A 13,382-nucleotide genomic window follows, 5' to 3' on the forward strand; every position below is an offset into this window, starting at 1 on the left:
CGATGGGTGTGGCGGAACGGTTCTCGATGGGTGACGCGGCGGAGCCTATTTCGTTGGCGGAAGATGATATGGCGCTGGAGCTGGTGCCATGGGATGCGCTTCGGGTCGCTGCGGCGAGGGTGAATGCGTGGTTTGAGGATTGTGCGGAAGGCAGGGCGTTTGGGGAAGATACTGAGGATCGGCTGGCTTCGCTGCGTGAGTGGATTGCGGAACGGATGCGGAAGCGGAGCATGGTGTCGGTGGTAGAGGATGGGATTGTGCTGACCAGCGGGTTGGAGCAGTCGTTGGAATGGGTGGTTCGTAGGCTGACAGTGTCTGGGGACGCGATGTTAGTTGAGCGACCAACGGGATTGGCAGGACTGTCGGTGTTGGTGCGATGTGGGGTGCAGGTGATTGGGGTGGATTGTGATGACCAAGGCGTGCAGGTGGAAGAGCTGGAGAGATTGCTGGCAGGTGAAGGTGCGGCTTCCGTGAAGCCTCGCTTGTTGTACGTTGCGCCTACGTACGGTGATCCGACGGGGCGAGTGTGGAGCTTGAAGCGGCGGCAGGAGGTGCTTGGTTTGTGTCGCGCTCATGGAGTTTGCATAATCGAGGATGATTCGTGCGGAGAGCTGAAGTTTCATGGAGATGCACCCGGTGTACCGACATTGTATGCGTTGGCAGGAGAGGCGGGCGGTGTGGTGTATGTCAGCAGCTTCGAGAGCATTGTTGCGCCTTCGGTGCAGGTTGGTTGGGTTGCGGGGAAACGGACGATGATGGTTGGACTTGGTGTGGGTACTGGTGAGTGTTGTTTGGAAGAAGGGGAGGAGGTTGATTCAGCTGATGCTGAAGCCTGTGTAAGGAACCAGTTGGTGCTGGCTGAGCTGCTGATTGATTTCGATCTCGATGCACATGTGAGGAGGCTTGCCGATACCTATCGTGAGCGAATGTACGCGATGCAGCGGCAGCTGCGAATCCAACAGATCGCGGGCGTGACATGGTCGGAGCCGGAAGGCGGCAAGTTTCTCTGGCTGACGCTGCCGGATGGGCTGGACGCCGACGCGCTGCGGCGATTAACGATGATAATGGGTGTGGATATCGCTCCAGGGAGTCAATTCTATGCAGGTGAGGCTATGCGGAATAGGGTGAGGTTGTGTTTTACGGGCTGCAGCGTTGAACAGATTGAGCGGGGAATAGAGATTGTCGGTGAAGCGATAAGAGATTTTACTGGGCGGTGGAGTGACGGGTGAGAGATGTGCGGCCGCTCCGATGGCAGATCATTCTTCCGGTCGCTGACGCTTCTCCAACGGCAGCTATTTAAGACAAGTACTAGAAAAATTAACGTAATGCTTCGCCATAATAAACATGAAAATGAAGATGTTTGGAGTCCTGATACTTACCTAAGTTTGTCAGCACACGGCATGCGCCATGCTCAGCCTGAACTTGAGACGCCGCTTTTTTAACCACATCCATCAACTCAATTAAGAGATTATTATCGTTTTGCTCCAAGGTTAGTAGAGACGGAATGTGCCGTTTCGGAATCACAACAATATGAATGGGATAGAAAGGGCGAGTGTGATGATAGGCTAGAACGTTATCCGTCTCCCATACTTTCTGTACCGCTGTCCGACCACTTAACACTTCATCGCAGTAGAAATCCTCCGTCATCACTAACCCTCCACAAGTGCTGTTTCCCTTTTATTAACACTAATTTTGATTGTTCAAACTCTATCTCCTCGGGGACGGATGCTAACGGTTGCCATAGAGGCTATGTCGTGATTCTGTAAGTATCTAAGTTTTTAACGGTTGCGCTAGAGCTTACTTAGCTCGAAAATGGGGCTTTCAAATATAAAATAAGCAAATAATCCCACCCGCAACCGTTAGCGTTTGCAATGGGCTATTTCTATCTAAATAAGCGCTGAGGGAACCGTTAGCGCCGTCTTTACTGGGTCGGTACCCAGAAAGGAGGGAGTGTATTGAAATTTCATTACGCGAGTCAGGTTATAAGACGAGCGACCAAACCTATTTTAAACAAGAGGCATGGAGGCACCCGTAAAGCGAAGGGGCGGAATTGTTCTGGAGAAACGATTAGCATATGCTTCCGATGCAGCTTTCCTCCGGAAAGCTTTTAGGTCGCCTTTGTCACTCGGATTGTTACCTATTCTGATCTACTCTAATCAGAACAATCCGAGGACAACAGCGATCGGAAGAACATTCCGCGCCGCAGTGGGCTATAGCACCAACGTATCTCTCCCGCCAGTAACTTTCTACTTACGCGAGTCAGGTTATAAGACGAGCGACCAAACCTATTTTAAAAAGGAGGCATGAAGGCACCCGTAAAGCGAAGGTGCGGAATTGTTCTGGAGAAACGAAGTGGTCGCCTTTGTCACTCGGATTGTTACCTTTTCTGAATTTATATAATCAGAACAATCCGAGGACAACAGCGATCGGAAGAACATTCCGCACCGAAGCGGGCTATAGCTCAAACGTATCTCCCCCGCCAGTAACCTAAACCTTCTCCGGTTTCCTTTTCCTACTTCTCTTCTTCGGCTTCACCATATAATCACTTGCATTTTCACTTGCCTTAGCACTTTCACTTGGCTTAGAACTTTCACTTACCTCAACATCAACAGCCACCGCTGCCTCCTGCGCCGGCCATCCGGCAATCACTTCCGCATGCTCCGTCAGCGCCGCCGTACCTTTCACGGTGAGCCGATATATGCCTCGTTCTGCCCGCTCAAACCAGCCATAATAATTCGTCCGCAGCATCTCCCCGGCCTTGCTATTGCTCGTCTGCCGAGCAAGCGAAGCGGGCGAGGCTGGGCCATGGCGCAGCGCGTCAGCCATGCGGAGGCACTTCTCCCGGTAGGCGGTCATTAGCTTGCGCTTCGTACTGCCGCCGACATTGTAGTCGCCTGAGCGCTCACGGAACTCGCGAAGCAGTCGATCATGACGCTTGGCCCGGTAACGGGCTCGGGGCGGATCGCCTGGTTCGCACAACATTTCGACGAGCGCTGGTTTTGTTTTGAACAACGTAACGGTCATTAGTCCGAGTCCCAGCATCCGGCACAGCTCCGTAATGTCGCCGAAGCGCTGGTTAACGGCGCCGCTCTTCTTCCGATTACGCTCCACGACGAGCGTGACCAACGGATTCATACGCAGCCGTTCCACACCTTGCAGCAGCAGTGCGAGATTGAACGTTCGTTTCATTTCTACAATTATAACTTCTTCTTCGATATCCATGCCGTCTTCGGTCTCGGCTCCAGGCTTGATTGCAACGAGATCGCAATGCAGCACTTCGCCTTTCACTTCGTAACCTTGCGCCTCGAAATACCGCTTCACCGGCTCGTACAATTCCGCCTCTTCCTTTACAGCCATCCCGTCTTCCTCCTGTTCCCCAATGCAGCCGTCCGTGTCCTCTGCAGGAACACCTATTCGTATTAGTCGAGTTTCATTATAGGAGAACGAATGCGGTGTGTCGAGCGTTAGCGAATAGTCGTCTAAAAAAGTGGTCAATTTCCTGCTCGGCTACGCATAGGAATGTAATACTTCATAATCAGCATCTAGGCACGGTGGGCGGTACAGAGAAATCCCAAGGCGGAATCAGGGATAGGGCAGATCGCGAGCGATGGGAGGAGGCAAGGCATGGATATATTCAAACGGTTATCAGAGTATCGAGCAGAGAGTGATAAGCTTGCCTGGACAGGGACGTTCAAAGAGTATGTAGACCTGTTGAGAAATGATCCGACACCGGCCATGACCGCGCACGCCAGGGTGTACGATATGATTGAATCGTATGGCGTCGAGGAGGTAGGCGGGCATAAGCGATACCGCTTCTTCGAGCAGGAAATATTCGGCCTCGATCGTGCGATCGAGAAGCTGGTTGAGGAGTATTTTCATTCGGCTGCCAGACGACTGGATGTTCGCAAAAGAATTTTGCTGCTCATGGGTCCAGTCAGTGGCGGTAAATCAACGATTGTTACGATGCTCAAACGCGGTCTAGAGCAGTATTCGCGTGAACAGCGCGGTGCTGTCTTCGCCATCAAAGGGTGCCCGATGCATGAAGATCCGCTGCATCTCATCCCACATGAGCTTCGTCAAGAAGTTGAACGTGAGCTTGGTGTACGTATTGAAGGAAGTTTGTGCCCATCCTGCCAGATGAGGCTGAGGACGGAATTCAACAACGACATCGAGAACGTACAAGTAGAAAGGGTCATCGTCTCGGAGGAAAATCGCGTCGGTATCGGCACATTTAGCCCTTCGGACCCGAAATCGCAAGATATCGCTGACCTGACGGGCAGCATCGATTTCTCGACGATTACCGAATTCGGTTCCGAATCCGACCCGCGTGCTTATCGGTTCGATGGAGAGCTGAACAAAGCAAACCGCGGTCTGATGGAGTTCCAAGAGATGCTGAAGTGCGATGAGAAGTTCCTGTGGAACTTGCTGTCACTGACGCAGGAAGGCAACTTCAAAGCCGGTCGGTTTGCGTTGATCTCAGCGGATGAGCTCATCATTGCGCATACAAACGAATCGGAGTACAAAGCGTTCATCGCCAACAAGAAGAATGAAGCGCTTCAATCACGGATGATCGTCATGCCGATTCCATACAACCTGCGAGTGACGGACGAAGAAAAAATCTATACGAAGTTGATTGCGCAGAGCGACATGAAGCACATTCATATTGCGCCGCATGCTTTGAAGGCCGCGGCGATATTCTCAATACTTACTCGTCTAAAAGAGACGAAGAAGCAAGGCATCGACATCGTGAAGAAAATGCGCATGTACGATGGCGAAGAGGTTGAAGGCTTCAAAGAAGCCGATCTGAAGGAAATGCAAAGCGAGTTTATCGAGGAAGGCATGTCCGGCATCGATCCTCGTTATGTCATCAACCGAATCTCAAGCGCTTTGATCCGCCAAGACCTTCAGTGCATTAACGCACTCGACGTGCTGCGTGCCATGAAGGAAGGACTTGATCAGCATCCGTCGATCACGAAGGATGAGCGCGAGAAGTATTTGAACTTCATCTCGATCGCCCGCAAAGAGTACGACACGCTGGCGAAGAAAGAAATTCAGAAGGCGTTCGTCTACTCGTTCGAAGAGTCCGCTCGCACGTTGTTCGAGAACTATCTCGACAACATCGAGGCTTACTGCAATTGGACGAAAATCAAGGACCCGCTCACGGGCGAGGAGCTTGATCCGGACGAAAGACTGATGCGTTCCATCGAGGAGCAAATCGGCGTAAGCGAGAATGCGAAGAAAGCGTTCCGCGAAGAGATTCTGATCCGTATCTCCTCGTACTCGCGCAAAGGCAAAAAGTTCGACTACTCGAGCCACGAGCGTCTGCGTGAAGCGGTTGAGAAGAAGCTGTTCGCCGATTTGAAGGATATCGTGAAGATTACGACGTCCACGAAAACGCCGGATGAGACGCAGCTGAAGCGGATCAACGAAGTAACGAAACGTCTGATCGACGACCACCATTACTGCCCAGTGTGCGCGAATGAGCTGCTGCGCTATGTGGGAAGCCTGTTGAACCGATAAGCGTTGCCCAACATGCAATCGCCCTGATACGGCCATTCGGCCGGTCAGGGCGATTGCTGCTTCTATCGACAGCAGCCCAACATGCGAAGATACGACGCTGAGTTATTAGATGTTCTCCATTTATAGTTACAAACTATTAAGTAAATAGACATTATATATTTCACCAATCAACTTTACTCATGGTATAACCATCTTAAGGAAACGAATCGCAACTGATAGGGGCGTGGGAGAGATGGTTAACGAACGAGTGAGCATGGATCAACACGGAGAGAAGGCAGCAGGCCAACAGCAGAAATGGAAACCGGAAGTCTACGATAAAGAGATGGCATTCGTATCGGCGTATGGTGCACCGTTAATCGAGCTGCTTCAAGTACAGCCAGGTGAGACCGTCATTGATTGGGGATGTGGATCTGGAGACCTCGCTTCCGCTATTGCGGAGAAAGGGGCAGAGGTGTTCGGTATCGATTTCTCCGAATCGATGATAGCCAGTGCGCGTACCAAATATCCGGCACTGAAGTTTGAGGTAGCCGATGGACAGCGCTATGTTGCTGACGAGCCGGTTGATGCGGTATTCAGCAATGCTGCACTCCATTGGATGAAGGATGCGGCAGGGGTAGCCGCTAGCATGGCGGCGTCACTCAAGCCTGGTGGTCGTCTTGTCGTTGAATTCGGAGGCCACGGCAACATCAAGGCGGTGACAGATGCGCTTCGCGAGGCGTTTGATGCTGTTGGCGTCAGCCAGCCGTATCAATCCCCTTGGTATTTCCCGACGATCGGGGAATATGGGATGGTGCTGCAGCAAGCGGGCTTCGAGGCGAATTCAGCTGTTTTGTTCGATCGGCCGACGAAGCAGGCGAATGGAGACAATGGACTGCGGGGATGGTTAGCTACATTCGCAGATGGCATTCTGTCCGCATTACCGGCCGAAGAGGCGGATGCAGTCGTCCGTTGGGCGGAGGAACGTCTTCGTCCGGCGCTGTACAGCAATGGCGAGTGGAATGTTGACTATCGCCGTCTGCGGGTAACGGCAACGCGCAAATAACACGATACAAGAGATCACAAATAGCGGCCCATGGTGGCCGCTATTTGGTTGTTAAACACTTGTCCGCTTTCAGATTAGTACAATTATTTAGGGCAGGCAGCTGTCTTGTATGAACACTTCTAATCATATTACAATTTCCCAACGTCAATGCAGTTGACATGTCCCGTTCCCTCCTGCACAATTAGGGCAACTTCAGCACTAGAGGAGACTAACATGTTACGAAGCTGGACAACGATTCTCGCACTGGCGATCCCGTCGCTGGTTGCATTCGCAGGACAGACGATGACAGGTACGCTCAACCTTATTATCGTCGGCAAGCTAGGTTTTTTGTTTATCGCAATTGTAGGTGTCGTTAACATCATCATGTACAACGCATTTGCCATCTTCTCCGGCATCGGTCACACGGTCAACTACCTTGTCGCACAAAATGATGGGGCAGGCAACATGCGCAAAGGGATCGAGCGTACATACTTCGCCTTCTATTTATGTGCATTGTTCGCCGTATTCCTCATAGCGGTTGGATGGCTGTTCGCGGACGATCTGCTCCGGTTAACCGGCGGTTCCGCTGAGCTGGTCGAGGCAGGGTCGTTCTATACGGAGCTGCGTTTCTACGCGATGGCATTCGGTATTTTCAACTTTGCCTTCCATGGCTTCCTAAGGGGTATCGGGGCTACACGGATGTCCATGGTCATATCGATTATCGCCAATGCGATTATGCTGCTCGGTACCTACACGCTCACCTATGGCCATTGGGGAATGCCTGATCTTGGGCTGAAGGGAGCCGGGCTCGCCATTCTGCTTGGGGAAGGCATTCAAGCACTGGTTTGCGCATTCGTCTTCTGGTTCCCATTGAATCGCAAGTACAAGACACGTGTTCCAGCTCGTCTGGACTGGCGGGAAATGCGGTTGATCGCTGCAGAGAGCGGCAAGCTGGGTGTTCAAGAATTCTCGCTCAGCCTCGCCATGTATCTGTTCACCGCATTCGTTGCGCGGCTTGGCGACCAAGCGCTGGCAGCCAATGAGGTAGCGCTCAGCATTATGTCATTTGGCTTTATGCCTGCATTTGCTTTTGGTTCGACGGCAACGATTCTCGTTGGCCGCCATGTCGGACAGGGAGAGCCGAAGCTTGGCCGCAGAGCAGGCACCGATGTGGCGATTCTCGGTACCTTGTTCCTTATTGCGCTAGGCACGCTTGAACTCATATTCGCGATGCCAATTGCACACATCTATACGAGCGACCCGGATGTGTACAAGCTTGCTGCACATCTGATCAGCGTGTCAGCTTATCTCCAAATTTTTGATGGACTGCTTAACGTATACGCAGGCTGTATGCGGGGCTTGGGCGAGACAACGTTCCTGCTGCGCATTTCGGTTATTTGCTCCTGGGTCATCTTCGTACCGCTTGCTTACCTGTTCCTGTTCGTATTTGACTGGGGCAGCATGGGAGCGTGGCTTGCTTTGTATTTGTATTTGACCGTATTCGGCATTGGCGTAATGATCCGCTTTTATCGAACGGATTGGTCATTGATTCGTGTGAAAGAAGCGGCTGGCCACTAAAAAGTGACGATTCGGCACCGTGCGAACGGTTCCGTCAACTTTTGACAAAAATATTGCCAGTAAGGCAAGCATATTTCCATAGGGGCTCACATATACTCCAGTAAGGCGTACTTTTGCCATTTCGAGGCGCGTTCGGACGAACTTTCAGGAAGGAAAAGGAAGTCGTTCTGTCGAATCATCATTAGGTGAAGGTGAAAGGCGCAGCTCGGAGCCCGGATAACGAGAAGACAGGATCCAATTCGTTGGGTCCTGTCTTCCTTGTACCAGAACCTTCTACTTTATGTTATATAAGTTGACATCTAAGACGAGAATATAGTAGGATCAAATCAAATTCATTCCCAAATTGCGGCTATTGTGTAACAATTCGTGACATATACTTAGCGTAACGGCGGATGGCACGATTGAGAAAGGTTGCTGCACCACCTAGGAGGAGGCGGTTGACATGTCGACGGCCAGACAGTCGCAGACACCGTATTATGATTCACAATCGTTCTACGACGAAATGTTCGACACGGACTTCACCGTTCGTCCGCACTATGATCCGGTATATCGGTTGTTTTCCCGAATGAAGCCAGCAGAGCTGGCCGCTCGGCAGCAAGCGCTGAACCAGAGAATGCTGGAAGAGGGCATTACATTCACGCTTTATGAACCGAATCAGCAGGAGCCACTGGAGCGGACGATACCATTCGACTTTATTCCACGTGTCATTCCGAAGCATGAATGGGAAGCGATTGAACGTGGTCTCCGCCAGCGGGTGCAAGCGCTGAATGCATTCTTGCATGATATTTACCATGAACAGCATATTGTTAAGGATGGCGTTATTCCGCGCCGGATGATCGTATCGAATACGTATTTTCGTCCGGAGATGGTCGGGGTCGACGTCCCTGGCGGCATCTATATAACAGCATCCGGCATAGACCTCATTCGTGACGAGCGTGGTCGATATTATGTGCTGGAAGATAATTTGCGCTCACCATCGGGATTCTCTTACTTATACAAAGGGCGTACGATGATGAGTGAGCTATTCCACGATTTGTACCTGTCCTCTTCGGTGCAGGACGTTGAACGCAGCTTGAACGTGTTTCTCAGCGCGCTCAAATCGCTAAGTCCAACGGGTAAAAAAGATCCTGTCATCGCACTTCTTAGCCCAGGCCCTTATAATTCTGCCTACTTCGAGCATACATTCCTAGCACAGCAAATGGGCCTTCATCTTGTTGAGGGTCGCGATCTTGTCTATATGGACCACAAAATTTACATTCGCAGCTTGAACGGCCTGCGGCAGGTAGATGTTATCTATCGTCGCATCGATGATGATTTCCTTGATCCGCTTGCATTTAATCCAACCTCCTTATTGGGTGTGCCAGGACTTATGAATGCATATCGGGCGGGCAATGTCGCGATCGCGAACGCGCCAGGCACTGGTGTAGCGGACGATAAGGCCGTTTACGCCTATGTGCCAGACATGATCCGATACTATCTCGGCGAAGAGCCGATCCTTCATAATGTACCGACCTATATTCTGACCCGGAAAGAGGACAGGGAATATGCGCTCTCCCATCTGGAGGAGCTTGTTGTGAAGGAGACCTCATTGTCCGGCGGTTATGGGATGCTGATTGGTCCTGCTGCTTCATCGAAAGAAATAGCTATGTTCGCTGATGCCATCCGCAAGACACCAGAGAAATATGTTGCGCAGACGACAATGCAGCTATCGCGTGCACCGATCATGCTCGATGGCGCCATGGTGCCAAGACATATTGATTTGCGAGCTTTCGTATTGAAAGGGACGGAGTCCCATGTTATTCCGGGCGGTCTCACACGTGTTGCGATGAATGAGGGATCGCTAATCGTCAACTCTTCGCAGGGCGGTGGCGTGAAGGATACGTGGGTGCTCAGTCGTTAAATGCTTTCGAGGAGGGATTGACATGTTGAACCGTAATGCCGAAGCGCTGTTCTGGATCGGCCGTTATATGGAGCGTGCAGAAAACCATGCGAGGCTGATCGATGTACATTATCATCTGCAGCAGGAAGAGCTGAATGCAAGCAGCGGTGATGAACCGGTAGAGACGATGTGCAAGTGGGCACGCATCGTCGATGCGCTAGGCAGCAGGCAGGCATTCGAGCAGCAATATGACTCGTACGATGAGCAGGAAGTGCTCATGTATGTGACGCTCGATCGTGACAATCCGAATTCACTCGTTTCATGCGTTAATCATGCTCGGAACAACTTGCGAACGCTTAGGGAGAAGGTGCCTAGCGAGCTGTGGGATACGATTAACGGCTTCTATCTATGGCTGCGAGAGAAGCAGTCCAAAGATTTGACCCGTGAATCGCCTCATCAGTTTTTTGGCCAGACGAAAGATTGGACGGCTTTATTCCAAGGGTACAGCCAGTCCGTGATGCCTCGAGAGAATGAGTGGCATTTTATCGAGTGCGGAAAATACTTAGAGCGTGCGGAGAATACATTGCGCATTATGCAAGCTGTTGAGCATGCAGCAGAAGGCGAGGGCTGGAACAGCACGAATGCGTACCCGTATCTGCATGCCGTGTTGAAATCGGTAAGTGGATACCAGTCGTTCCGCCGCTATTATCTCGACAGTGTTGCGGTAGAAGCTATCGTGGAATTTGTCGTGCTCAACCCCATTTTTCCGCGATCCGTCCATTTTGCCCTGCAAGAGCTTGTTGAACATATTCGAGCACTGGATCTGCAGGATAAGCAGCTGCGTGTGGCGCATGACCGAATCTTGCGGCAGGTGGGCAAAGTCATCGCCGACATCGGCTGCTTGGAGCGGGAAGATCTAGTCTTAGATCGTGATGGTCATATTACCGCGCATCTGCTCAGTGCATGCGAATCGCTTGGGGTAGCGTTTGCCAAGACGTTCTTTCGAATGGGGGAAGCCAGTGCATGAAGCTGCAAATTTCACATACGACGCGATACAGCTACGCAGATCCCATTACAGACAGTGTCAATGAAATTCGGCTCACCCCGTGTACGAACGAGCGGCAGGCGTGCTACAACCATTCGATCTCGATCGAGCCAAACGCTTCCTTGTTTACGTATGAAGACGGCTTCGGCAACCGCGTACATGCATTCTCTGTTAACGCTCCTCACACGAAGTTGACCATTCGGACGAATCTAACGGTAGTGACGACGGAGTCTTTCAATAAAGAAGAAAGCGGGCATAAGCAGCGGCTCAAGCCGGCGGAAGCGTGGGCCCGGCTGACTTCGGATGAATCGGTCGATCGGTTCATCGAATTTCTGCTTCCGACCGCGTATACCGAAATTACGCCGGAGATTATTGCGTTCATGGACCAAGTGCCGGTCGTTGGCGCTGTGCGTGAAACCGCTATTGCAGCGGAAGGCAATGTGACGGTGGATGTGACGCCTGCGGTTGGTGTGTATGAATGGTTGTCTGCACTGAGCAAGTATATCCGTTCCAGCTTTATCTACGATCCGAGCGCGACGAACGTGCGGACGAAGGCGTCGGAGATGATTACGAATCGGCGCGGCGTTTGTCAGGATTTTGCCCATCTGATGCTGGCGGTATGCCGAGCCCGAGGTGTTCCTGCGCGGTACGTAAGCGGCTATCACTTTGTCGGCGATCTTCAAGGCGGCAGTGCAGACTTCGAGCAGGCATCGCATGCTTGGGTGGAAGCTTATGTGCCGAAGCTTGGCTGGTGCGGCTTCGATCCGACGAATGAGTCGCCAATCGGGGAGCGGTATGTGAAGCTTGGCCATGGCCGCGACTATAAGGACATCGTTCCGGTAAAGGGGATTTATCAGGGCACAGGCAAGCAGCGCTTGCAAGTGACAGTCGATGTTCGGAGAGTTGACGAATGACTATAATGGCGCGGAGATAAGCGAACGTCTTGTGCAGTGATGCCTCTCATTTAATATGATGCTGAGTATCCTAACGAACTATGGGAGGCATCGGTTGAATGAGCAATCTTAGAAAAGGCAGAAACACAGGGCGTTGCAGACGGAGACAAACGCATGTTCACGAGTTCGTCGCAAGCACGAAATTAGCGGAGGAAGGTAACGACCGTCACAACCATCGATTCGCAGGTGTAACGGGCCAGGTTATTCCAGTCGGCGACAGCCATGTGCACGAGATCAAGCTGACGAATACCGATTTCTTCAATCATCTTCATAAAGTGCGCAAAATTCGCACAGGACCTGCTATTCCCGTTGGAAACGGAAAACATGTTCATTTTGTGCAAGGCACAACGACGCTCAACGATGGACATGTGCATCAGTTTAAATTTGCAACGTTGATCGATAAGCCATTAGTATAACTTGCAGCTGCGCCTCCTTCGCCGACGCTCTCGGAGAAGGAGGCTTATTTTCGTTTGTTCTCAATACCGAGTAAAATGCGAACGGGCTTGCACCCGCATAAACATGACAGCAGTCGGGCAACCTGAAAGAAAAAAAAGGGAGACTGACATGCCATTTCGTACTTGGGCAGCCACTGCGGCATGCATCGCTCTGCTTGTCCCGCAGTCCTTGGTTCCGTATTCGACACTATTGCACCCGTTCCACCAGGTAAGCGCTCATGCACATGCAGAGGCGGTACCGGTCAAGAAAGATCGTTATTATTATGAGAAACGTGGCGATGTCGTATGGGAGGTCAAAACCGACCAGCCCCTTATTGCACTAACCTTTGATGACGGGCCTGATCCTGCGCAGACGAATGCCATATTGGATTTATTGAAGCGGTATGAGGCGCGATGTACATTTTTTGTTGTTGGTAAAAGGGTGGACGCTTTCCCGACTACGGCGCAGCGTATCGTGTCAGAGGGGCATGAAATTGCCAATCACACATACAACCATACGTATTTTCAGAACAGTTCTCCAGCCCAAATTCAAGCGGATCTGAAGAAGACCGAAGAGGCGATTCGACGAGCGACGGGACAGCATTCCGTTTTATTCCGCCCGCCAGGCGGCATGTTTAATGAAAAGCTGGTTACGACCGCCAACTCGATGGGATTGAAACCGATTATTTGGTCATGGCATCAAGATACGAGGGATTGGGTACGCCCTGGCGTTGCTCAGATTACGAACAAGGTACTGCGCAATGCACATAATGGAGACATCGTGTTGTTTCATGACCATATCGAGGGGAAGTCGCAGACGATCCAAGCGCTTGAGACGATCCTGCCCGAGCTTGCACGCAGGGGATTCCGATTCGTTACGGTCTCCGAGCTTATGCGGGATGCCAACCCAGAGCAGCAGAGTCATCTATTACCTGAGTAACGGCGAACTAAT

General features: G+C 51.5%; 11 protein-coding genes. 9 read left to right on the forward strand and 2 right to left on the reverse strand.

What is annotated here, in order from left to right:
* Nucleotides 1-8 precede the first annotated feature (8 nt).
* Nucleotides 9-1,229, forward strand: a complete 1,221-nt coding sequence (locus DFQ01_RS20750) for an aminotransferase-like domain-containing protein (protein WP_174812792.1) — start codon at nucleotides 9-11, stop codon at nucleotides 1,227-1,229.
* A gap of 88 nt (nucleotides 1,230-1,317) precedes the next feature.
* Here DFQ01_RS20750 and DFQ01_RS20755 read toward each other — a convergent pair whose 3' ends face one another.
* Both DFQ01_RS20755 and DFQ01_RS20765 read right to left on the reverse strand, forming a co-directional pair.
* Complete coding sequence (locus DFQ01_RS20755; protein WP_110045831.1) at nucleotides 1,318-1,647, reverse strand: HIT domain-containing protein; 330 nt, start codon at nucleotides 1,645-1,647, stop codon at nucleotides 1,318-1,320.
* An 840-nt stretch (nucleotides 1,648-2,487) separates the two neighbouring features.
* Complete coding sequence (locus DFQ01_RS20765) at nucleotides 2,488-3,357, reverse strand: DUF2161 domain-containing phosphodiesterase (protein WP_110045833.1); 870 nt, start codon at nucleotides 3,355-3,357, stop codon at nucleotides 2,488-2,490.
* Nucleotides 3,358-3,624: 267 nt separating this feature from the next.
* Here DFQ01_RS20765 and DFQ01_RS20770 point away from each other — a divergent pair, with 267 nt between their 5' ends.
* The 8 genes from DFQ01_RS20770 to DFQ01_RS20805 all read left to right on the forward strand — a co-directional run bounded on the left by DFQ01_RS20770 (nucleotide 3,625) and on the right by DFQ01_RS20805 (nucleotide 13,370).
* Nucleotides 3,625-5,520, forward strand: a complete 1,896-nt coding sequence (locus tag DFQ01_RS20770; protein ID WP_110045834.1) for a PrkA family serine protein kinase — start codon at nucleotides 3,625-3,627, stop codon at nucleotides 5,518-5,520.
* 232 nt (nucleotides 5,521-5,752) lie between these two features.
* Nucleotides 5,753-6,562 (forward strand): class I SAM-dependent methyltransferase, encoded by an 810-nt coding sequence (locus DFQ01_RS20775; protein ID WP_110045835.1) that lies wholly within the window; start codon nucleotides 5,753-5,755, stop codon nucleotides 6,560-6,562.
* A 213-nt stretch (nucleotides 6,563-6,775) separates the two neighbouring features.
* Entirely contained in the window at nucleotides 6,776-8,119 is a 1,344-nt protein-coding gene (locus DFQ01_RS20780) for an MATE family efflux transporter (RefSeq protein ID WP_110045836.1), read from the forward strand.
* A gap of 442 nt (nucleotides 8,120-8,561) precedes the next feature.
* Entirely contained in the window at nucleotides 8,562-10,019 is a 1,458-nt protein-coding gene (locus DFQ01_RS20785; RefSeq protein ID WP_110045837.1) for a circularly permuted type 2 ATP-grasp protein, read from the forward strand.
* Between the two features lie 22 nt (nucleotides 10,020-10,041).
* Complete coding sequence (locus DFQ01_RS20790) at nucleotides 10,042-11,025, forward strand: alpha-E domain-containing protein (protein ID WP_110045838.1); 984 nt, start codon at nucleotides 10,042-10,044, stop codon at nucleotides 11,023-11,025.
* Nucleotides 11,022-11,957 (forward strand): transglutaminase family protein, encoded by a 936-nt coding sequence (locus DFQ01_RS20795; RefSeq protein ID WP_110045839.1) that lies wholly within the window; start codon nucleotides 11,022-11,024, stop codon nucleotides 11,955-11,957. The genes DFQ01_RS20790 and DFQ01_RS20795 overlap by 4 nt, the downstream gene beginning before the upstream one ends.
* A 98-nt stretch (nucleotides 11,958-12,055) precedes the next feature.
* A complete protein-coding gene (locus DFQ01_RS20800; protein ID WP_110045840.1) occupies nucleotides 12,056-12,412 on the forward strand; it encodes a YmaF family protein in 357 nt (118 codons plus the stop codon).
* A gap of 148 nt (nucleotides 12,413-12,560) precedes the next feature.
* Nucleotides 12,561-13,370, forward strand: coding sequence for a polysaccharide deacetylase family protein (locus DFQ01_RS20805; protein ID WP_110045841.1), 810 nt, complete (start codon nucleotides 12,561-12,563; stop codon nucleotides 13,368-13,370).
* Nucleotides 13,371-13,382: the final 12 nt, after the last annotated feature.

This window comes from Paenibacillus cellulosilyticus (genome assembly GCF_003182255.1).
GTDB classification, from domain to species: domain Bacteria; phylum Bacillota; class Bacilli; order Paenibacillales; family Paenibacillaceae; genus Paenibacillus_T; species Paenibacillus_T cellulosilyticus.